The sequence below is a fragment of the Pseudarthrobacter sp. NPDC058196 genome (assembly GCF_042882685.1).
GTDB lineage: Bacteria > Actinomycetota > Actinomycetes > Actinomycetales > Micrococcaceae > Arthrobacter.
On record NZ_JBHVVN010000014.1, the window covers coordinates 52,428 to 73,395 of the forward strand.

Consider the following 20,968-nt stretch of genomic DNA (forward strand, 5'->3'; position numbering starts at 1 on the left):
TGGCGTGACTGAACTGAGATCGGCCAACCGTCCGAGCAAGGGCACCGGCGGGGCATGGTACGAATTCACCGACCTGCCAAGCGGCGAGCTTGCTGCGGGCCAGACCATCAGCGTGGCCCTGGACAAACCCAACAACAATCCGGAGCGCTGACGCCGCTCCTGCCCGGCTGTGTCCTACTCTTGGGTAACCATTCGAGAGGACCCCAACCTTGGCATGCGACGGCTGCACCGCATCTTCACGGCTTGATTTTGAATTCAGCATGGCTTTCCAGCCGATCTATGACGCTGTTGCCGGCAGGGTGTGGGGCTATGAGGCGCTGGTCCGGGGCGTGGCGGGCGAAGGCGCGTACGAGGTCCTGCGGAGGGTGTCCCCGGAGCAGAAGTACCGCTTCGACCAGGACTGCCGCGTCAAGGCCATCGAACTGGCGGCGCGGCTCTTCCCGGCCGGCGAGGACCTGATGCTCTCCATCAACTTCATGCCCAACGCGGTCTACGAACCGGCCGCCTGCCTCCGCGCGACGCTGCTTGCGGCCGCGAAAGCCGACTTCCCGTTGTCCTCGATCATGTTCGAGTTCACGGAGAACGAAGAAGTCACAGACACCGCCCACCTGACCAACATCATCACCGAATACCGCAAGCACGGCTTCATCACGGCGATCGACGACTTCGGGGCCGGCCATGCAGGCTTGGGACTCCTGGTCGACTTCCAGCCTGACCTGATCAAGATCGACATGAAGCTCATCCGCGGCATCGACGCCAGTCCCGCCCGGCAGGCAGTGGTCGCCGGGATCGTGGCCATCGCCGGGGACCTCAACATCTCGGTGCTTGCCGAAGGCATTGAAACGGAGGCGGAATACCGGGTCCTGCAGGCAACCGGGGTCCGCCTGTTCCAGGGCTATTGGTTCGCAAGGCCGGCGTTCGAGCAACTTCCGCTACTGCGTCTCTAACGAGTGTCAAGGCTGCGCCGGCGGCCCACCCTTAAACCTGCCCAGAATGCGAGCACCAGCAGTCCCACGCCGGCGACCGCCAGGCCCACCTGCGTGCCTTGCGTGATGAACGCAGCGCCGTTGGCGCTGAAAGGCTGGTTGCTCAGCGGAGCGTAGGCAACCCAGCCGGTAAAGTCGCGGTTCAGGAACGCGACGAGACAGCCGATCAGCACTGCCGCGAGGCCCAGGCAGGGCACGACGGCGGCGGGCAGTTTGGCGCGTTTGGACGGTCGGTCTTCCCCAGGTGTGTTGTTTTCCCCCATGCAGGCGAGTCTAGCCGGGCCGCAGCAGCCCGGTTTAGGCTGGGCGCATGTTGACCATCGGCACCATCGTCCTCGGCGTCAACGACGTTGCCGCCGCCACCGCGTTCTGGCATGGCGCCCTCGGCTATGTCCCCCGGGAACTTGGCAACGAAACCTGGGTGACCCTGGCCCCGCCGTCGGGCCCTGGCGCACACCTGTCCCTCATGCTGAGCGAAACCCGCGTCCAGGCCTACCCGCGGATCCATCTGGACCTGTACGCGGACGATCAGGCCGCGGAGGTGGAGCGGCTGGTCTCCCTCGGCGCCAAGCGCGTGGACTGGGACATGTATCCGGAGGACCCGGACTTCGTGGTGCTCGAGGACCCGGACGGCAACCGGTTCTGCGTCATCGACAAGGGCCCGGAGTAGCGCGGGCGGCCTACAGGCAGCCAGCCGGGCTAGGAGTCCTGGCCGGCCGCCCGGTCAGCGGTGGTTCTTGCGCTGCTTTATGACGTGAAGCTCACTGCTTTCGGTTTTGGCCTTTTTTTCGGCACGTTTCTCAAGGATCGACTTTCCGACCTTTTTGGCCGCTCCGCCTTTTGATTTTCCAGACACCGGAACCACGCCCTTCTCTCGCGTTAACGGCCACCATACGCTCTTTTACCTTTTTAGCCAGTCCTTCCGTCCCGCCCGGCCTGAGGCCTGGCACGGCAGCAAAATAGGGGCCCAACAACATGACCTGGCCAGTTATGGCGAATTCATAATTTTGACCGCCTCCGAAATTCTTTGCTTCTTTTGTCATCCCCGCGGAGAAATGCCAAAGGCTAAGGCGCTAAAACTTCCGGGACGTTGGGCCCTACGCCACACACCCGGAATTCGGCAAGGTTATACAGGACCGATCCGGACACCACCAGGAGGCCCACGATGGGCAGCATCTATATCCCGTACGGGACCACCGAGGGCCAGACGGCCCGGATCGCCGAGTTCATCGGGGACGTGATCCAGGCGCATGGGCACGAGGCCCGTGTTGCGGACATCAAGCAGGCAGGCGACTCGATCCCGCCCGGGTGTGATGCGGTCCTGGTGGGGGCATCGGTGCACATGGGCAAGCACGAGGAGTACGTCCAGGACTTTGTCCGGAAGAACCGGGAAACCCTGGAGCGCCTCCCATCCGCTTTGTTCTCCGTCAGCCTGGCCGCGCACGGGGATGCCGAAAACGCCGAGAGCTACGTCCGGGAGTTCGAGGAGCAAACCGGTTGGCGGCCGGCCCATGTGGCGCTGTTCGGGGGTGCCCTGCTGTACACGCACTACGGGTTCATCAAGCGCCTCATCATGAAGAAGATCGCAGGCGACAAGGGCTCCCTGGACACCGATACGTCCCGGGACTACGTCTATACCGAGTGGGACGGCGTGAAGAGGTTCGCGGAGGACTTCCTGGCCACGATGTAGCGGGGCACGTTCGACGGCGGGCACCCACCCGCCGTCGAACGTGCCTCCGGGGACGAACGCGTCCCCGGAGGCGTCAGCTCCAGAAGTCGGCAAGCCGCCCGGCAAGGGCCTCTCCTTGGTTGTAGCCTGCCTGGGCGGCGGCGGGGCGCAACCGCAGGTCCATGGCGTTGGCACCGAACATGTGTTCCGAGCCGGCGTCCGGGAAGACCGTTTCCACCACGCTGCCGCTGGCCCGCAGCTCATCGGCCTGCGCTGCAAGCTGCATGTTCCACTCCAGCGGCATCCGTGTCCTGCCGCCGAAGGGCGACAGGACCAGCACCCGCCCGCACCCGGCAGCCAGGTCGGCGTTCTCGTTGCGCCGGTAGCCGCCGTCGATATAGCTGCTGTTCCCGATCCCGTAGGCGAAGCCGCTGGCGCAGCTGGCTGCCACGGCGTCCACCAGGTCCACGCCGCTGTGCCGGTGGAACACCACCGGTTCGCCGGTGTGGGCATCCACCGCGGTCATCAGCAGCTCGTGCTGCGGCCATTCGAGCGTGGGGAGCCGCGTGGCAACCGTTACGCGCCACTGCTCCCGGAGTGAACCGCCCTGCGCTGAACTGGACTGGACTGCAGCGCCCTGCGCTGACGGGTCCCGGGCAGCTGCCAATTCAAGGGCAACCACTCCCATCCGGCGGCGCATGTCGGCCGCATCCTTGGCGGCGGCAATGATCCTGCCGGTCCGCTCCAGATGGTCGGACACCGGTTTGGCGGGGGCGTGGCCGGCTGCAGGGCGGCGTTGTGGCGGTAGCGGTGCGTCCACGATGGCGGCATACAGTTCAGCCGGGGGCGCCCCGGCGATCTGGGCTGCTGCCGTGGATCCGGCGGAGGTACCGATGACCCGGTCGGCCCGGGTCACGTCCAGCCCGGCATCAGCCAAGCCGGCGAGGACGCCGATCAGCCAGGCATTGCCTGTTGATCCGCCGCCGCCAAGGACCAGTGCGCGGCCGGGAAGTGAACCCGGGGAGGTGCGTGGATTGGTGGAAGGTGTTGTGTTCATGGGAGTCGCCTTTCGCGAATTGCCTGGTTGGCGCTCCCGGTGGCGGCTAGTCCAGCCGCGCGATCGTGGACTGCGGGGGAGCACCCATTGCGGTTACTGCATTCATGGGGCTCACCTCCTGTATACGGATCACGATCACCCGAATACTCGCACATGGGGCCGCGGCAGGCAACCGGTAAATTTGAAGCGATGATTTCCATAGACCGGGACAACCCCACGCGCGACGACGTCCACCGCCTCCTGAGCGAACACCTGGCGGACATGTACGCCACCTCGCCGGCCGAAAGCGTCCACGCCCTGGACCACTCCGCCCTCTCCGTCCCGGCCATCACGTTCTGGACCGCGCGCGAGGAGGGTGCGCTGCTGGGGTGCGGGGCACTTAAGCTCCTCGACCCCACACCCGGCGCAGCCGGGATGGGCGAGATCAAGTCCATGCGCACCACCGCAGCGGCCCGGGGACGGGGCGTGGCCACCCTCATGCTCAGGCACATCCTCGACGACGCGCGGTCCCGGAACCTGGAGCGCGTCTACCTTGAGACCGGGACCGAGGAATACTTCGCCCCGGCCCGACGCCTCTATGCCCGCCACGGATTCACGGAGTGCGCACCGTTCGCCGACTATGTGCTTGATCCCAACAGCGTTTTCATGGAGCTCCGGCTGTAGGACCGGAGATACCCGGCAAACAGGACAGCGGACGACGCCGGGTGGGCACCCGCCGTCGTCCGCTGTCCTGTTTGCCAGGACCTTTGGGGGGTCAGGAGTCGCTGAAGGCGAGGTTGCTGGAGAGTTCACGGTGGGCGCCGGCCTGCTCTTGAAGCAGCTTGGCCCGGTCCTCAAAGGTGCCCACGGCGTCGGCCCCGGCGGCGAACCGCAGCGGCGGCTCGTCCAGCGCCGCCAGCTTGATCAGCGCGTCGGCCAGTTTGGCCGGGTCGCCGCCCTGCCGGCCGTCCATGCTCTTCCACGTTGTGACGGTTTGCTCCGTTCGGTCCGCGTAGTCCTCGATGGTGGAATCCGCGTACCTGGTGGATTCCGGGGTGAGCAGTTCCGTGCGAAAGAAACCCGGTTCTACGATTGTGGACCGGATTCCGAACGGCGCGACCTCGGGTGCCAGGGATTCGGCCCAGCCCTCAACGCCGAACTTGGACGCGGCGTACGCAGTCAGGAATTCCCCGCCCGCGATCCCGGCCGTAGAGGAGATGGTGACCAGCAGGCCGGACCGCTGGGCCCGCAGGACCGGCAGGGCCGCCCGGGTGACGTTCATGGGCCCGAACATGGTGGTTTCGATTTGGGTCCGGAAGTCCTGCGGGCTGATCTCCTCAAAGAAACCGGCGAAGAAGTTGCCTGCATTGTTGACCAGCACGTCGATCCCGCCGAACCGGTCCACCGCGGCCTGTACGGCGGCAGCCGCGTTGGCGGGGTCGGTGACATCGAGCTTCACGGTGAGGAGATCCTCGTGGCTGCCGACAGCCAGTGCGACCTTTTCGGGGGTACGGCCGGTGGCGACCACGGCATGCCCGGCCGCCAGTGCAGCCTTGGCGATGTCGGTTCCCAGGCCTCGACCGGCGCCGGTGATGAACCAGACTTTCTTGCCGGTCCTGCGAGTGGCCGTTTTCATGGGGAGGGTCTGTTCAGTCATGGGGTTGTTGTGTCTTTCGTTGGTAGGTGTTTCTGCCTGCGCGGTGGCGCGGGCCGGGGCGGAAGATGGCGACGACGCCCAGCTGGCAAGGAACGCAAGCCCTGCCCCTGCGGCCGAGCCGGGCTCTGCGGTGAAGGTGAACAGGGTCTGCCCCTGGTCGCCGGGCAGGTGCAGCGTCTCGAACTGCAGGGACAGGTCCCCGGCAACCGGGTGATGGAAGCGCTTGGTTCCGGTGGTGTGGATCCGGACGTCATGCCCGGCCCAGAGCGCGGCGAACGGCCCGCTGCGGGTGGTGAGCTCGCCCACCAGCTCATGCAGCAGCCGGTCATGCGGGTTCCGGCCTGATTCCAAGCGGAGCATTGCCACGGTGGTGGCCGCCACCGCGTTCCAGTCCGGGTAAAGGTCGCCGGCGCCCGGGTCGAGGAAGAGGTAACGCGCCTGGTTGGGCAGTTTGCCCGGCACGTCGGGGCCGAAGGACACGTCGGAGTTGAACACGCTGGCATACAGTGCCCGGCCCAGCAGGTTGGCGGCGAGCACGTCCGAGTGGCCGTTCTGCACCATGGCGGCGACGCCGGCCATCCCGTCCAGAAGCCGCAGCACGCCGGGGCGGACCCGCTGCTGCGGCGGTCGCCTTGGCGCCCGCCGTTTGGGGGCGTTGGCCGTCCGGGCCAGGTCCATCAGGTGGGCGCGTTCTGCCCCGTCCAATTGAAGCGCGGAAGCGACCGCTTCCAGCACTGAGTCTGAGACTCCGCGGAGGCCGCCGCGTTCCAGCCGCGTGTAGTAGTCGGTGCTCACCCGTGCAAGCTGCGCCACTTCCTCCCGCCGGAGTCCCGGCACCCGGCGCAGCTCCCCGTAGTTGGGGATTCCGGCCTGCTCGGGGCTGACCTTCGCGCGGCGCGAGATCAGGAACTCCCGGATGTCGTCTTTTCTGTCCACGTCCATCACGCTACGCAGCCAGGCCGCCTCGTGGCAGTGTCCAATAGACACCCCCAAGCCCTTCACGGGTCAAAGCAGTCCAGGCAACACGAAAGCGGACGACACCGGGTGGCCCCGCCGTCGTCCGCTTCAGTTGGGTGCTACTCGCTGTAGGGGACCTTTTCCCAGCTCAGGACGTCTTCGCCCTTGGTGCTGTTGCCTGACACGGTGACGCGGAGGTAGTCGACGGCGTTGTTGGCGCCGTCGACGGTGATGCGCTGCAGGTTGTCCGCGGCCGGCGAACCGTAAATGCCCGGCCAGGGCGAGCCGGCAGCGAGGGGCTGGTTCTGGGCGAAGACGTGGCTGTCGCCGTTGACCAGGTAGACCGGGGCGTCGAAGTGGTTCGTTTCGTCGATGATCGCCTGCACGATCTCCCGGAAGCCGGACACGGTCTTGGGGTCGGCGGTGGCGTCGGCGAGCAGGGCGGGATCGAACATGTCCGCCTGCTGCATGAGCACCACGGCGCGGTCGTTGCTGCGCTTGGCATCGGCGAAGGTCTGGTGGATCTGGGCCAGGACGGCGTCCGTGCGGTGTTCCACCTCGGCGAGCTGCTCCGGCGTGGGAGCAGTCTTGCCCAACCCCGTCCACGGCAGGAGCGAGTTGTTGCTGCCCTGGACGTTCAGCACGGAGAAGGCCACCCGGTTCTTGGTGAAGCGGACGTCCTCGGGCAGGCCCAGGTTCTCCTGGCTCTTGACGGGCATGGTGGCGCCGAGGGTCTTTCCGGGTTCGTTGAAGAACACCTCCCTGATCTTGTCCAGGCGCTCCAGCGGGTTGTAGGCGCCGTTGTTGGTCCGGTGGCAGTCCACCCATTCGTTGTCGCCGGGCGTGTACACCAGCGGGTGGGTGAAGGTGTCGAACTGGGAGCGGATGTAGGAGAAGTACTCGTTGGAGCAGACGGAGGAACCGTTCTTGATATCACCCACGTGTGCTACAAACTTCAGGTCCTGATCGGCGTTGAGGTCCTGGATGTGCGACGGGAACTTGGCGATCTCGGCCGCACCATAGGGAATGTCGCCGATGACGCCGAAGGTGAAAGCCTGGCTGCTGTCGCCCTTGTTGTCGGCAGCCTGGGCGGGAGCTGCGGCTGCTCCGGCAAGGGTGGCGAGGACGGCAAGCGTGGCGAGGGTGGATCTTACGAACACGAGGTACTCCTTGGACGGTGGGCCTTCCGCCCTGCGTATCGCGAGCCGCCGGGCAGTGGGTGCCTGCCAAGGCTTGTCCGCCCGAAAGAACGGTGGTGGACGTGGTGGTTGCGTAGGGATGAACGCGGCGGGACATGGCAGCGGCGCGGCAGCATGGGCAGGGCAACAACCGGTCGACGGCGGGCACACGGACGAACACTGCCGGGCACGGACCTGAGGACCGGACGACGGCGCGCACGCGGAGGGACACCTCCAGGCACCGGCCCGAGGACCCGACGACGACGGCCGGCACGCGTCCGCAGCCGTCCGCTTCGCTGCAGTGTCGTTGCGGGTTCGCTGCCGTGTCGCGACAGTAGGGTCCTGGCTTGGTGCGGTCAGTGGCGTCACGAGGCGAGGTACGCCACGATGATTTCCTCGAAAGGACTGGCCCCACCCGGCGGGCAGCCAGGTGCCACGATCCATTCCCCTGTCGGGCATCCGGGTGGCCATTGCGGTTTCTGCCAGTCGGGTTGTTCGGCCGGATAATGACGGCCGGCAGGGGAAGTCCACCCGGGTGGCTCTTTCATGGTTGCCGGGGTGGGTGTCCAGGTGGAGCCGTGTTTTAGCCGGTGGTGCTTGGGGCACAGCTGGCCCAGGTTGCTGATTCCGGTGGTTCCACCGTGTTGCCAGGCGGTGAGGTGGTCTGTTTCGTTGTCCTGGGTGTGGTTGCTGCAGCCGGGGAAGGTGCACCTGCCGTCACGCATCCTGATCCACCGCTTCATGCTTTCCGGAAGCCGGTAGCTGGTGCGTCCGATCTCCAGCGGCGCCCCGTCCCGCGGGTCCACCAGAACCCGGTGGAACGAGCCAGCCCCGTCCGCCACGAGCCTGCGCGCCATGGACGCCGGAATGGGACCGAACCCGTCAAGGTCGGCCGGTTCATCCGTGAGACCCAGCAGGGAAAAGACGGGCACGGTGACCAGGACGTCTGCTTTTGGCGCAGGAATCCTGCCCAGGTCAACGGCGTAAGGGTTGCCGTCCTCGGTATGGGGGCCGTTGCCGGCATCGAACGAGCGGCCGGCATCGTGGCCGACGTCGCCGGCGGCACCGGGGTTCGAGGAGTCGCCGGCAGCACCGCGGTTCGAGGCGGCACCACCCGCGCCACCAGCCCTGGCACCCATCAGAAGTGCGGCCGCGATATCGGCACGCAACTGGGTCAGGGTGCGGTCCTCATCGGGGCCCTGCAACCCGCGGCCCATCGCGGACGCCTTGTTCCACACCGCGCATGCCGTGTCGCCGGGAAGGTACAGGGAAAGCCAGGCCATGCCGTCCACGTCCGGCCGGTATTCCATCCGCCGGTCCGCCACGCCAATGGCGTGCCGCTCTTCCAGCGAGTCCGGATAGCTGCGCTCCCGCCAGGCCCGGATCTTCCGCCGGAAGCGCCACGGCACAAGGTCGCCGGGCGCTGCGCCGCGGGCAGGGTTCGGATCCTGGGGGTCGAAGAAGTGGGCCACCAAAGCCGCAGCATGGGCGGGTTCGAGCCCCGTGGTTTCGTCCACGACGGCCCGGGCGTGCTGCCATGAAATCGTGCCCGCCTGCAACGCATCCAGCGCCGCCGGCAACGTGGTGGTCAGCGCTTGGGCCTGACCAAGCAGGGCCGATGCGGCGCGTTCGCCGATGGTGAGTACGCACGCGATCTCCGCCACCATTGTCATTTCCTGGGCCGATTCCCTGTAAGCGCCGGCCGGAGGTGCCGCCAGCAAGGTTGCCGCGTCCGCGTGGACGGCGATCATCCGGACCTTGGCCGCGGCTGTCGCCGCCTCGATCCGGGCCAGCAGTTCCAGTCCGTCGAGGGAGGCTTCGGACAACTCCCGCAGCGGATCAGAATCTGGAAGAGGCCTGCCGCGGCTGGCCGAGGAACCGGTCTCCTCACTGCCCGCACCAGCCGTACTGCCTCCGGCCACGAGCCGCGCCAGTTCATCGACAAGCCCGGCCACAGAGGCGACCGCAGAGGCCATCGCGGCCCTGCCTCCCCCACCTGCCACCGCACCGGTATCCATAACCAAAATCTTCGCAGGGGGGTCTGACATTTTGAGGTGACGCCAGGACCAGCAACCCGCTGGAACCTGGAACCCGCCGGGCAACTAAGAAGTCCCGCGTCACGGAGGCGTACGACGGCGGGTGCCCACCCGCCGTCGTACGCCTTGTTACGGTGATCCTTCTGGCGAAAGGCGCCTGAGGAATCAGGATTTTGGGCCGTAGGCTGGGGTTTCAGCTTTCTGTAGGGGGAACAGAGATGAAGCACAGCATTACCTTTGGCACGGCCGTTGCGGCCGTTTTCGCCCTGGCATCCTGTTCAGCGGAGGAGCCCGCGCAGCCGGCGGCACAGAGCACCGCGACCGCAGTTCAGCAGGAGCTCACCACCAGGCTGCTCGTCTCGGACGGGGGCACCAAGGCACTCACGGTCGAGAATGCACCGTCAGGGCCACGGGTGGAGGCCAAGGTGGCGGGAAAGGTTTCCAGGGACGGCGCGGGGTGCGTCATCCTGCTTGGGAATGACGGCACCGACTGGACCTTGATCTTTCCGGCGGGCACCAGCCTGGATGGGGAAGCGGCGGTTTTGCCGGACGGCTCGGTCTTGACCGCCGGGGACCAGGTAAGCCTGGACGGGAACAGGGTTCCGGCCAATGAGGTTGCGAGCATGTGCTTGAACTACGCAAGGCTCTTGTCGGTCGAAACAGCCGCCGCAGGTTAGGCGGCTGACGAAACTGGTCATGCCGAGCAACCTGAAGGACGCGCTGTGAACCCGGCGATTGACCAGCCGCAGTAGCCAACCCCGGAGGACGTGGCGCCCGCAGCAACCCTTGCCATGCGTACGCCCGGGAGCCCGCTGGCGGCCGCCCCGCGAGGTTTTACATCCCCGAAACGCAAAACCCTGTTCGCAACCGAAATTGCAGAGTACATTAGATGCAATTGCGTTTGCAGAGTGATCTGCGTTACAGGACAGGCCCCACCGTGAACCCCAGCGCTTCAACAGACCAGGCAACAGAGCCGGCAGCAGTGTCAGCAGCAGAGCCGGCACCCGGGCACGCCGCCGAAACTGACGGCAACGGCTCCGGCATCAGCTCCCACGCATGGCTCGGCGATGCCCTGCCGGACGTTGCGCTGACCAAGGCCCAGAGCCGCGTGGTGGAGGTCATCCGCCGCAACCCGCAGCTGTCCTCCTACGCGGACATCGCCGAGATTGCCCAGCGCGCGGACGTGAACAGTTCCTCCGTGGTCCGCACGGCACAACACCTGGGCTACCGCGGCTGGCCTGACCTGCAGCGGGAACTCAGGTCCCGCTACCTGGTGAAGATCTCCACCGAGGACACCCTCACCGAGCACGGCGAAACCCGCAGCCCGCTGTACGAGGCCATCACCCACGACATCGAAAACCTCCGCCTGACGCTGGACTCGAACACCCCCGAGGAAGCCGAGGCGGCAATCGCCGCGCTGGCGGCAGCGAAGTCCATCACCGTCGTCGGCATTGGCTCCTTTGCCGGCCCCGCCAGCGTCATGGCCCACCTGGGTTCCACCATGGGTTACCCGATCAGCCTGGAAAACCGCGCCGGCCCCCACCTGGCGTCGAGCACCAACAGCCTTGGCCCCGGTGATGTCCTGGTGGTCATCAACATGTGGCGTTCGGTGAAACAGATCATCATCGCCGCCGAAGCCGCCAAAGAGGCGGGCGCCACGGTCATTGCCATCAGCGACCTTCGCCGCGGCCGCCTGGCCACCGCCGCGGACCACCTCCTGGTGGTGGCTTCCGAAGGCATCTCCTTCTTCCAGTCCGTCACCGCCGCAAATTCCCTGGTCTACGGCCTGCTGGCCGGCATGGAGGCAGCACATCCGGAGCGCAGCCGGGCCACCATCCGCCGCACCCAGCAGCTCTGGAAAGACCTGGACATCTACCTCGACTAGCTGCGCCGCAAAGACAGAACCGCGCACGCAGAACCACCAACAGCCACCCAGGAGTACCTCTATGAACGAGCCACAAAACAACCGCGTCGCCGTCATCGGCCTCGGCGCCATGGGCGGAGCCATGGCCGCCACCCTGCACAAGGCGGGCTGGGACGTCACAGGCTTCGACCCCTCGGAAGCCGCCCGCCAAGCAGCCGCAGCATCCGGCATCGGAACCACGGACACCCTGTCCAGCCTGGCCGGAACACCCTACGCAGTCCTCTCACTCCCCGCTGCCGGCATCGTCGAAACCACTGTGCCGCAGCTCCTGGCCGGCCCGGGAACGGTCGCCATCATTGACACCACCACCTCCGAGCCCGCCACCAGCAAGCGCATGGCCGAGCTTGCGGAAGCCGCCGGTGCGGCGTTCATCGACGCCCCCGTTTCCGGAGGCCGCGACGGCGCCGCAACGGGAACGCTCAGCGCCTTCGTGGGGGCCACGGATGCCGCGCTGAAAGCCGCCGAACCAGTTCTGCTGGCGCTCACCGGCGGAAACTACAGCCACATCGGCGGCCCCGGCAGCGGCAATGTGGTCAAGCTCCTCAACAACGTCCTGGCCGCCGCAAACCTCGCATCCGTGGGCGAGGCACTGGGCGTGGCCAAGGCCTACGGCATCGACCCCGCCACGGCAGCGGCCAGCATCAGCGGCGCCTCCGGCGGCAGCAAAGTCTCGGCCGCCATGTACCCCAACTGGGTCCTCACCGGCACGCACGATTCCGGCTTCTCCATGGGCCTGATGGCCCGCGACGCCGCCCTTGCCGTGGACGTTGCCGCCCAGATCGGCGAGAAGCCGGCGCTCCTGGCCGCCGTCGCCAACCAGTGGCAGGACGCCCTGGCAGTCCTCGGACCCCGGGCTGACTTCACCGAGATCGCCCGCACCGTGGCCCCCGCCATCACCCCGGCCGGCGCCCCGGCCTCCAACTCCGCGGCCTAGAGCCCACGCGACTACGTCCCCCGAAGGAAACAGATATCTTGAGTATCACCACAGCACCCACCTCCTCCTCCACTGCCACCGCCAGGTCGGTCCTGGACGCCGCCTTCCCGGCGGGCCTCGGCGCTTTCGTTGACGGCCGCGTCGCCACCGGCAGTGGAGACAGCATCACGCTCACCGCCGCGGCCACCGGCGAGCCGTTCGCCACCTACGCGGACCCGGGCGCCGAGGGTGCCAACGCCATCCTGGAAAGTTCGACGGCGGGAGCCGCCTTGTGGGGGCGACTGAACGGTTTCGAGCGGGCCGCCATCCTCCGGAACGTCAGCCGCGCCGTGGAGCAGCACGCCGAGGAACTGGCCATCCTGGAGTCCGCCACCACCGGCAAGCCCATCCGGGACGCCCGCGCGGAGGCGGCCAAGGTGGCGGAAATGTTCGGCTACTACGCCGGGTGGGCGGACAAGCTCACCGGGCAGACCATCCCCGTCCCGGGCAACTGGCACACGTACACCGAGCGCGTGCCGTGGGGCGTCGTCGTCGCCATCACCCCCTGGAACGCTCCGCTGTTCACCGCCGGCTGGAACTCAGCCGCCCCGCTGGCCGCGGGCAACGCGGTGATCATCAAGCCCAGCGAATTCACTCCGGCGTCGTCGGTCCGGCTGGCGCAGATCGCCCATGCAGCGGGCCTGCCGGCGGGCGTCTTCAACGTCGCCGCGGGCCTGGGCCAGACCGTTGGCGCGGCACTGACCACCAACCCCCGCGTGGGCAAAGTGAGCTTCATCGGTTCCGTCCCCACCGGCCGACGGGTCGCCGTGGCCGCGGCCCAGGCCGGCATCCCGGCCCTGCTGGAGCTTGGCGGCAAGAGCGCCAATATCGTCTTCGCCGACGCCGACCTGGACCGCGCCGCGGACGGCGCCATCTCCGCCATCTTCTCGGGTGCGGGCCAGTCCTGCGTGGCAGGGTCCAGGCTCCTGGTGGAGCGGAGCGTGCACGCCCAGTTCGTGGAGATGGTCGCCGCCAAGGCCGCAAGGCTCCGGGTGGGTGATCCGCTCAGCGCGGACACCGAGGTGGGCCCCATCATCACCGCGCAGCAGTTCGCCACCGTCACCGGCCTGATTGAGGCGGGAATGGACGACGGCGGCCGTCGCCTTACCGGGGCCGCGTTGCCGGAGGCGTTGAGCGGCTCGGCGCTGAAGGGCGGGCACTGGGTCATGCCCACGCTGCTGGACGGCGTCACTCCGCAGAACCGGCTGGAAACCACCGAAGTGTTCGGCCCCGTTGTGGGCGCGGACGCATTCGATACCGAGGCCGAGGCGATCGGCCGCGCCAACAACACCAGCTTTGGCCTGGCCGGGGCGGTGTGGACCTCGGCCGTGTCCCGCGCCCACCACGTGGCCCGCGAGGTCAAGGCCGGCACGTTCTGGATCAACTCCTACAAGACCATCCACGTGGCGGTGCCGTTCGGCGGGTTCGGGGATTCCGGCCACGGCCGTTCTTCCGGCCCCGGCGTGCTGGACGAGTACACCCAGACCAAGGCCGTGTGGGTGCCAACGCGCGCCGCCGGTTCCCCCTTCCCCTCACTGTCCTACTAGGAGACCCGTGCACACGACTGACACAACCCCCGCTGCTGGTGCGCTGCGCACTGCCCTGGCGGACGGCGTCGAACGCTGGAAGCCCCGCGTGGAGGCGCTGGCCAAGGGCATCCACGGGTTCAAGGAACTCTCCTTCGAGGAAGTGAAGTCTGCCGAGGCCATCACCGCACTGCTGGCTGAGGGCGGCTTCGAGGTGGAGCACGGCACCGCCGGGCTGCCCACCGCGTTCACGGCGACCGCCGGCAGCGGCGACCTGACCGTGGCGCTCTGCGTGGAGTATGACGCACTGCCGGGGATCGGGCACGCCTGCGGGCACAACCTGATCGCCGGCGCGTCCGTGGCCGCGGCCCTGGCGCTGCAGCCGTACGTGGATGACCTTGGCATCACGCTCAAGGCCATCGGCACCCCCGCGGAGGAACACGGCGGCGGCAAGGCGCTGATGCTGGAGCAGGGAGCGTTCGACGGCGTGGGGCTGGCTTTGATGGTCCACCCGGTCCAGGACGGGGTCACCTACAACCCGGCCGGGACCAGCGCCCAGGCCGTGGGCCGCTACAAGGCGACGTTCACCGGCAAGGCCGCGCACGCGGCGGCCGCCCCGCACCTGGGCGTCAACGCCGCCGATGCGGCGGTGCTGAGCCAGGTGGCGATTGGCCTGCTGCGCCAACAGATCCCGTCCGACCACCGGATCGCCTGCTTTGTGGCGGAAGCCGGCCACGTCACCAACATCATTCCGGAGAAGGCCGTGGTGGAGTTCGAGTGCCGGGCCTTCACCCTGCCCGAGTTCGAGGCGCTGCTGGTGCGGGTGCGGCGCTGCTTCGAAGGGGCGGCGCTGGCCACCGGCACCACGCTGGCGTTCGAGGACACCGAACCGCTGTACGAGCCGCTGATCCAGGATGACGACCTCGCCGCGCACTGGACGGCGGCGATGGACGCGTTCAGCAAGGACACCTCCCCCGCCGCCGGCCTGAGCGGCGGTTCCACGGACATGGGCAACATCTCCCAGGTCATCCCGTCCCTGCACCCGTGGCTGAGCATTCCCGGTGCGGACGTTCCCATCCATTCGCACGCGTTCGCCGCCCTGGCGGACACTCCCCAGGCGTACGGGGTGATGTTCGAGGCCGGCACCGCGCTGGCCTGGACCGTTGCCGCGGCTGCCTCGACCCCCTCCCAACGTCAACGCTTCACCCAAGCGGCGTACCGCCGTCGTACTTTCACCCAGGAAGGCGCATCATGAGCACTGTCAAAACAGCCCGGACCGATAAGGCCGGCACCAGGCTGACCATCCCCATTGCCGCTTTGGCGTTCGTGATAGCCCTCGCCGTCCAGTTCATTGGGCAGGCGAAGATCGACCTGGGCATCGGCGCCATCATCATTTTCCCCATGGTGTGGGGCCTGATCCTGGGCCTGCTGGTGTCCATCCAGAAGTTCAAGCCGCTGGGCATCGACCTGCAGCGGGTGGCGGCGGCGCTGGTGGGCGTGGCCGTGCTGCTGCTGGTGGCGCGGTTGGCGTTCAACATCGGCCCCAGCCTGCCCACCCTGTTGAAGGCGGGCCCGGCGCTGCTGCTGCAGGAGGTAGGGCACCTGCTGGGCACCATCGTGCTGGCGCTGCCGCTGGCTGTGCTGCTGCGGATGGGCAAGGCGACGGTGGGTGCCACGTTCTCGCTGGACCGTGAGCCGTCCTTCGCCATGGTGTCCGAGAAGTACGGGCCGGACTCGGACCAGTACCGCGGCGTGCTGGCCATGTATGTGTTCGGGACGCTGTTCGGTGCCGTGTTCATCACGCTGCTGACCTCGCTGGTGGCCAACTGGAAGATTTTCGATCCGCTGGCGCTGGCCATGGGTGCCGGCGTGGGGTCCGGTTCCATGATGGCTGCGTCCGTCGCGAGCATCACCGCCGCGTACCCGGGCGACCAGGACGCTGTCCTTGGCATGGCCGCCGTGTCCAACCTGATCACCACGGTGCTGGGTGTGTACGTGGGCATCTACATTGCGCTGCCGCTGGCGGACAAGTTCTACCGGGTGCTGACGCGGAAGCAGGCGAGCCGTGAGGTGGTTGCTGCCGGTGCAGGTGCTGGTGCTGGTGCTGGTGCTCCCGCTGTATCTGCTGCCGACGCCGAGCGCGAGGCCGCGCAGGCTGAGGAGAACCGGCTGTTCCGTGAGCGGGTGGCGGAGTCCTCGGCCGAGATGAAGCTGCCGCTGTGGCTCTCCCTGTCCGTGCTGACGGTGCTGGGTATTGGAACTGCTTCCGTTGCGGCGAAGGGGTTGTCGCTCTCGATTGTGCTGGGGTATGTGGTCCTGCTGGCGCTGGTCCTGGTGAGCATTGGGCTGGCCAAGGTCACCCGGAAGATCTCGGCGATTGTGTTCATCACGACCATCGGCGCGTACATCTCCAGCCCGTGGTTCTTCGGGGCCGAGGCGCTGAACGCGGCGGTTAAGACCGTGGACTTCCTTTCCATCGCCACCGTGATGCTGACCCTGGCCGGCCTGTCCCTGGGCAAGGACATCCCGCTGCTGAAGAACATCGGCTGGAAGATCATCCCGGTGGGACTGGTGGCCATCACGGCGTCGTTCCTGCTGGCAACGGTCATTGCCGAGTTCGCGCTGGGGCTGTGGCACTGAGCTTCTAGCAGCCGTCCTTCGGGCGGCTTGAGCGGAGCGGACGACGGCGGGTGGGCACCCGTCGTCGTCCGCTTTTGTTTGTACGCCGCAACATGACGGCGGCTTTAGCGGCTCAAGTCTGAGGGCCTTCCGGGTAGGTGGAAGCGCGGTGTGAGGGATACGGCCAACGGTCATACCGGAGTCTCTCGGGTCAATCCGCCCGTCTATAGGTCCAGCCGTGGAATGTGTGCCCACCAGCGGCACCGGTGCATGGCCAAGGATGAGGCGTGGAAGCGTAAGTCTGAGGGCCTCTTGTACCGGGACGCCGTCCGTAGGAGCCCGCCCGGTGTCCCCTCATCCACTTGAGCGCGCCTACTTTGGCGTACCTTCCTGCCCTGGAGGGCAATCCCATGAGCACACAACGTATGGAAATGTGGCGCGGAATCGCTACCGCAGCTGCGCAGGACGCCCGAACGATTGCGGAGAAGGCGAACGCTGCCGGCCGTGACCTCACGGCAGAGGAAAAGGCGGCATGTGACCGGCACATGACCAAGGGCCGGGAGGCCCTCGAAGAGCTCTAACGGGCAAAATCGGAGGCGGAGATTCTGGCGCAAGTGAAGACGCTGGTGGCGGAAGTCGGAGAACCAGTCCGCTTCTCCGGGGCGGAGCAGCGCGGCCGTCGCCGGGGTTCCTGGGCCAAGGCCACCGCGGACCGCATGGCAAAGACCATGACAATTGAGGCCGACGGGCAGAAGTCGCTCATTAGGGGCAATATCGGCGTACCCGCACCGATCGAAACAGACATCGTTACTATTTCGGAGGCCCCCGTTCCCTCCTGGAACTGATCTCGGCCAAGGGCCTTAACGGAGGCTACGGCACCGGCAACAGCTTCAGCTTCCTGCGGCAAGCGGTTCGGACCAACAACACCGCCCCGTCGCCGACGGGGCGCTCAAACCGACGTCGGTTTACTCACTGGCGGAAGTTGAGGACCGGGTCCGGGTTATTGCCCACCTGTCGGAGCCGGTCCCGGAGCGGTAATTCGCGGACCATGCCAACCTTGAAAACTTTTTGCGCACCGAGATGGAGGCCGGCCTTTACTTGGCACTGGAAAACCAGGTCGTCCACGGCGACGGCACCGGGGAAACCTGTTTGGCCTGCTGAACACGTCCGGAATCATTGTCCAGACTTTCGCAGCGGACGCTTTGACCTCCATCCGTAAGGCCATGACAAGCCTGGAGGTCTACGGCATTACGCCGACGGCTCTCGTCCTGAATCCGGTCGACGCCGAAGCGTTGGACCTTCTGCGGGACTCCGGGGCCACCGGCAAGTACCTGCTGGAGATCCGGGCGGCGACGGCGTGGAGAAGCTATGGAAGGTCCCGCGTGTCCCTACCACTGCTGTCCCGGCCGGCACGACGCTCTTGGGCGATTGGCAGCAGGCACAGGTCATTGTCCGGGAAGACGCGACCCTGGCCCTGGACCGGCCAGGGGTTAACTTCACCAAGAACCTAATGACCATGAGGCTTGAGGGGCGCTTCGGGTTCGCTGTGAAGCGGCCAAACGCCTTTGTAGAAGTCGTGCTGGCAGCGTAGCCAGGCGCGACGGCGTCAACCTCACCTGCCGGCACCGGCTTTTCTGAGCTTTCGCGGTGCGCGGGATGGACGGGAACGGAGCAACCTTTCCGGCGATGATGCTCCCAGCGTCGTGGGGTCGAGTGCGGCTGAATAAACGCACTCGACCCCCAAGGCTTTGAAGGGGGCTTACTTTGTCGCTTCCTCCGTCGCCTCAGCGGCGGCGCGTTCCCTCATTGTTTCCATTTCACGCAGAAGCATCTTCAGCGCCGCTGCAGAAACTTTGCCCCTCGCTTTCCCATGACCAGAGTTCGCAAAGGGCCGGATTTTGGAAGGGTTTATGTTCCGTGCCACTAGTTCGCGTGCCATGGCGTCGAGGCTAAAGGCATACGTGAACGAATCGCCGGGTTCCAATTTCTTGGGCAGTGTGACAGTCGGGGCGGGGCTGTCTGGCTGGTGGAGGTACTGCTTGGTGGGCAGTTCAATGGCAACAGAGGTAACAACCGTGGATCCACTGTGCCCGACGTTGGTGACGTCAACACCAAGGTACCAAGTATTGCATGGGCCGAGCACGGTAAACGGAGTAGCCACAACCTTGAGACGTGCCTTGTCGCGGTACTTGTCCCACATTGTCCACACCAGTGTCCCAACTGATATCGCTATGGCCACAAACGGCAACAGGTCTTCCCACCATGGGTTGAGCAGTTCAACCTGGATAACTTCAGTTCTCATAAATCAGACTATAGGGCGGGGAAGGGCGTCCAGATTGCTGTGAGAACACAGCCGGCCCCCTGTTGCCGGCAGTTATCCGTCTGCCCCCGAGAGGGCTGGGGGGTCGGGCGCGTGTGCGCGCAAGGGATTGTTCCGCCCGGCCCCCCGGCGAACTCGTGAGAGGCTAATTCAATGGAATTGTTGATCGGCTGGTTCAGCGAATTTACCGCAGAAGCATGGATTGCGTTTTTTGCCGCGGTTGTAGCTCTTGTAGCACTTTTCTTCACGGGCATTGCGGCGAAGGCAGCAAGGGATCAAACCAAAATTCAAAGACAGTTGCGAATTGACGCCGCCCAGCCCTATGTATGGGTGGACATCCGAGAGGACAACGCCTCCGCTTCTATGCTGAATTTCGAGATTGGCAACAGCGGCAATACAGTCGCGACTAATGTCCGAGTAACGGTGAGTTCACCCTTACCAAGTTCCAATGCCCAGATCGAGGAGCGTCTTCGGGAGTTGGAGGAGCGCATGAAGTGCGGGCTACAATCGCTTGCTCCCGGTCGCATTATCAGGTGGCCACTGGGCGTTGGGCACCAAATTTTGGCGAAGGCCGGCGAGCAGTCGTTTACCTTCACGATCCACGCTGACGGGCCCTTTGGTGCAGTGGACCCGCTAACTTACACAGTTAGCCTCGACGACTGGCGACTTATGCGCGACAGCCCCCACGGCAGCCTGCACATGGTACGGAAGTCGATTGATAGCCTGACCAAGCAACTGGAAAAGTCTTTGTCATTTGAGCCAACTAGGTTTGGGGCCTATTAGCAAAGGGCTTTCAGCCCAGCCCGCTACTCAGATTTCCCGCGGGAGTTTTTCTTCTTAGCTACCTCGTTAACGTAAACCTTGAAAATGTTTTCACGTCTCCGGGATAGCGCCCTTGGGGAAAGCTTGCTGGACTCAACGAGGATTCGCTGCGTACTCGCGGATCGAAGTGAACGGATCGAGGCTTCAGTTCGGTTAGCGGCCGCTACTTCTTCTGCGTTTAGGTCCGTCGACATCAAACACCCGCTCCTTCGGTTACCTCGTCGCTTTGGTCCTTGCTGTCCTCAGAATAACCGCTGTCCACATCCGCACCAAGAGCATCCTCCTCGGTGTCGACGCGCTGCCCATCTCGTTCGTGCCTCAACTTAGTAGGACCCGTATTCAAAGCCAGAACAGCGCCCATGATCCGGGCGAGGGCGATCATCGCAACCCGGTCAAGCTCGGTAAGGTCGCCTACATTCGGAGCGTTAACGGAAAGAAGCCCAAACTGTATGTTTCCTACCTTCACCGGAACTGAAATGAAAGTCTGGTAGGGCTTCGTTTTCCAGTTCACACCCCGGTCCGGGTCCGGTGCTGAGACGATTTCGCAATCCGTATCCCTGGCATCCAGGATTTTCCAAATCGGATGGTCCGGATCCTGACTTTCCAGAAACGTGCTGGAGGCCTCATCCATCCGCCCCCGGCTTTTCGGGTCCTTGAGTACCCGCCAATTTTTTGCGTCGCGAGTAAGGGGGTAATAGGTGGCGCGAATATCATCAGCCGCGGGAATCGCCGCTGCTGCGGTCGCTAAAGTTGTGCGGAGGGTGGTCAGCAGCTCCTGACGAGCTTTACCTCCAACGAAGGCACCGTCGTGGACAGTGTCGAGCAGTGAAATCATCGGGGCCAGGGCCAGATGTCCAAGTTCCTGCTGCCCCAAGAGTTGAATCTTGTCCAGCTGTTTGCTGTGGTGGTCTGCCAGCTTGTCGGCCACGGCCGCAAGAGCAGCGGCTATACCCAGACCCGTGAGAAGCGGCACAGCCCAGTCCAGCAACTTGCCATTAGCATCCAGCGCGAGACGCGGAAGCGTGGCCAACGCTATTGCTGCCAAAGCAATAGCTGCGGTCAGTATCCAGTGATCCCGAAGAAACAGCGCAACTTGACCCACACGCCACTTGAATCCGCTTGTCTTAATTTCTGTAGTGTCCCCCACCTAGCTAGGGTCCCATACGAGAACTGCCGGCAATAAATCGGCCATATCATTACGCCAAAGAAGCACAACGTTGCACGACCGGCACCCTCGTGGTGATCTCCCTTCTTATGCCGTTTCC

At 65.6% G+C, this 20,968-nt stretch carries 22 protein-coding genes; 15 read left to right on the plus strand and 7 right to left on the minus strand.

Annotated elements, in window-relative coordinates:
• The first annotated feature begins 4 nt into the window (after positions 1 to 4).
• Positions 5 to 151: a hypothetical protein gene (locus ACFVVC_RS18890; protein WP_387456767.1), complete on the plus strand. Its 147-nt coding sequence runs from the start codon at positions 5 to 7 to the stop codon at positions 149 to 151.
• Between the two features lie 109 nt (positions 152 to 260).
• Positions 261 to 947 carry an EAL domain-containing protein gene (locus ACFVVC_RS18895; RefSeq protein WP_387456770.1) on the plus strand — a complete coding sequence of 229 codons (687 nt, stop codon included), beginning with the start codon at positions 261 to 263 and terminating at the stop codon, positions 945 to 947.
• Here the strand turns inward: ACFVVC_RS18895 and ACFVVC_RS18900 are convergent.
• The gene (locus tag ACFVVC_RS18900) at positions 944 to 1,249 is read right to left on the minus strand and encodes a hypothetical protein (RefSeq protein ID WP_387456773.1); all 306 of its coding nucleotides are present in this window, start codon (positions 1,247 to 1,249) and stop codon (positions 944 to 946) included. The genes ACFVVC_RS18895 and ACFVVC_RS18900 overlap by 4 nt on opposite strands.
• Before the next feature lie 47 nt (positions 1,250 to 1,296).
• Here ACFVVC_RS18900 and ACFVVC_RS18905 point away from each other — a divergent pair, with 47 nt between their 5' ends.
• Positions 1,297 to 1,656, plus strand: coding sequence for a VOC family protein (locus tag ACFVVC_RS18905; RefSeq protein ID WP_387456776.1), 360 nt, complete (start codon positions 1,297 to 1,299; stop codon positions 1,654 to 1,656).
• A 495-nt stretch (positions 1,657 to 2,151) separates the two neighbouring features.
• Positions 2,152 to 2,676: a flavodoxin domain-containing protein gene (locus ACFVVC_RS18910; RefSeq protein ID WP_387456779.1), complete on the plus strand. Its 525-nt coding sequence runs from the start codon at positions 2,152 to 2,154 to the stop codon at positions 2,674 to 2,676.
• A gap of 73 nt (positions 2,677 to 2,749) precedes the next feature.
• Here ACFVVC_RS18910 and ACFVVC_RS18915 read toward each other — a convergent pair whose 3' ends face one another.
• Entirely contained in the window at positions 2,750 to 3,712 is a 963-nt protein-coding gene (locus tag ACFVVC_RS18915) for a patatin-like phospholipase family protein (protein WP_387456782.1), read from the minus strand.
• A gap of 189 nt (positions 3,713 to 3,901) precedes the next feature.
• Between ACFVVC_RS18915 and ACFVVC_RS18920 the strand changes: the two genes are divergently transcribed.
• Positions 3,902 to 4,375, plus strand: a complete 474-nt coding sequence (locus ACFVVC_RS18920; RefSeq protein WP_387456785.1) for a GNAT family N-acetyltransferase — start codon at positions 3,902 to 3,904, stop codon at positions 4,373 to 4,375.
• Between the two features lie 91 nt (positions 4,376 to 4,466).
• Here the strand turns inward: ACFVVC_RS18920 and ACFVVC_RS18925 are convergent, their stop codons facing one another.
• The 3 genes from ACFVVC_RS18925 to ACFVVC_RS18935 form a co-directional block, all read right to left on the minus strand.
• Complete coding sequence (locus ACFVVC_RS18925; protein ID WP_387456788.1) at positions 4,467 to 6,284, minus strand: SDR family NAD(P)-dependent oxidoreductase; 1,818 nt, start codon at positions 6,282 to 6,284, stop codon at positions 4,467 to 4,469.
• Between the two features lie 140 nt (positions 6,285 to 6,424).
• Positions 6,425 to 7,465 carry a hypothetical protein gene (locus tag ACFVVC_RS18930; RefSeq protein WP_387456791.1) on the minus strand — a complete coding sequence of 347 codons (1,041 nt, stop codon included), beginning with the start codon at positions 7,463 to 7,465 and terminating at the stop codon, positions 6,425 to 6,427.
• Between the two features lie 383 nt (positions 7,466 to 7,848).
• Entirely contained in the window at positions 7,849 to 9,501 is a 1,653-nt protein-coding gene (locus ACFVVC_RS18935) for a DUF222 domain-containing protein (RefSeq protein WP_387456794.1), read from the minus strand.
• A 236-nt stretch (positions 9,502 to 9,737) separates the two neighbouring features.
• Here ACFVVC_RS18935 and ACFVVC_RS18940 point away from each other — a divergent pair, with 236 nt between their 5' ends.
• From ACFVVC_RS18940 to ACFVVC_RS18980, 9 genes are all read left to right on the plus strand, one after another.
• Positions 9,738 to 10,196 carry a hypothetical protein gene (locus ACFVVC_RS18940; protein WP_387456797.1) on the plus strand — a complete coding sequence of 153 codons (459 nt, stop codon included), beginning with the start codon at positions 9,738 to 9,740 and terminating at the stop codon, positions 10,194 to 10,196.
• Between the two features lie 260 nt (positions 10,197 to 10,456).
• Positions 10,457 to 11,404, plus strand: coding sequence for a MurR/RpiR family transcriptional regulator (locus ACFVVC_RS18945; RefSeq protein ID WP_387456800.1), 948 nt, complete (start codon positions 10,457 to 10,459; stop codon positions 11,402 to 11,404).
• A gap of 61 nt (positions 11,405 to 11,465) precedes the next feature.
• Positions 11,466 to 12,377 (plus strand): NAD(P)-dependent oxidoreductase, encoded by a 912-nt coding sequence (locus ACFVVC_RS18950; RefSeq protein ID WP_387456802.1) that lies wholly within the window; start codon positions 11,466 to 11,468, stop codon positions 12,375 to 12,377.
• Between the two features lie 38 nt (positions 12,378 to 12,415).
• Positions 12,416 to 13,963: an aldehyde dehydrogenase family protein gene (locus tag ACFVVC_RS18955; RefSeq protein WP_387456804.1), complete on the plus strand. Its 1,548-nt coding sequence runs from the start codon at positions 12,416 to 12,418 to the stop codon at positions 13,961 to 13,963.
• 7 nt (positions 13,964 to 13,970) lie between these two features.
• Complete coding sequence (locus tag ACFVVC_RS18960; protein WP_387456807.1) at positions 13,971 to 15,197, plus strand: M20 family metallopeptidase; 1,227 nt, start codon at positions 13,971 to 13,973, stop codon at positions 15,195 to 15,197.
• Positions 15,194 to 16,582 (plus strand): DUF3100 domain-containing protein, encoded by a 1,389-nt coding sequence (locus tag ACFVVC_RS18965; RefSeq protein ID WP_387456810.1) that lies wholly within the window; start codon positions 15,194 to 15,196, stop codon positions 16,580 to 16,582. The genes ACFVVC_RS18960 and ACFVVC_RS18965 overlap by 4 nt, the downstream gene beginning before the upstream one ends.
• 389 nt (positions 16,583 to 16,971) lie before the next feature.
• A complete protein-coding gene (locus ACFVVC_RS18970; RefSeq protein ID WP_387456813.1) occupies positions 16,972 to 17,142 on the plus strand; it encodes a hypothetical protein in 171 nt (56 codons plus the stop codon).
• 33 nt (positions 17,143 to 17,175) lie between these two features.
• Positions 17,176 to 17,406: a hypothetical protein gene (locus tag ACFVVC_RS18975; RefSeq protein WP_387456815.1), complete on the plus strand. Its 231-nt coding sequence runs from the start codon at positions 17,176 to 17,178 to the stop codon at positions 17,404 to 17,406.
• Between the two features lie 512 nt (positions 17,407 to 17,918).
• Positions 17,919 to 18,152, plus strand: coding sequence for a phage major capsid protein (locus tag ACFVVC_RS18980; RefSeq protein ID WP_387456818.1), 234 nt, complete (start codon positions 17,919 to 17,921; stop codon positions 18,150 to 18,152).
• A 168-nt stretch (positions 18,153 to 18,320) separates the two neighbouring features.
• Here ACFVVC_RS18980 and ACFVVC_RS18985 read toward each other — a convergent pair whose 3' ends face one another.
• Complete coding sequence (locus ACFVVC_RS18985) at positions 18,321 to 18,863, minus strand: hypothetical protein (protein WP_387456821.1); 543 nt, start codon at positions 18,861 to 18,863, stop codon at positions 18,321 to 18,323.
• Positions 18,864 to 19,034: 171 nt separating this feature from the next.
• On the opposite strand from ACFVVC_RS18985, the gene ACFVVC_RS18990 reads away from it, so the two are divergent.
• The gene (locus ACFVVC_RS18990) at positions 19,035 to 19,664 is read left to right on the plus strand and encodes a hypothetical protein (protein ID WP_387456824.1); all 630 of its coding nucleotides are present in this window, start codon (positions 19,035 to 19,037) and stop codon (positions 19,662 to 19,664) included.
• Positions 19,665 to 19,896: 232 nt separating this feature from the next.
• On the opposite strand, the gene ACFVVC_RS18995 is transcribed toward ACFVVC_RS18990, so the two are convergent.
• Entirely contained in the window at positions 19,897 to 20,850 is a 954-nt protein-coding gene (locus ACFVVC_RS18995; protein WP_387456827.1) for a hypothetical protein, read from the minus strand.
• Positions 20,851 to 20,968: the final 118 nt, after the last annotated feature.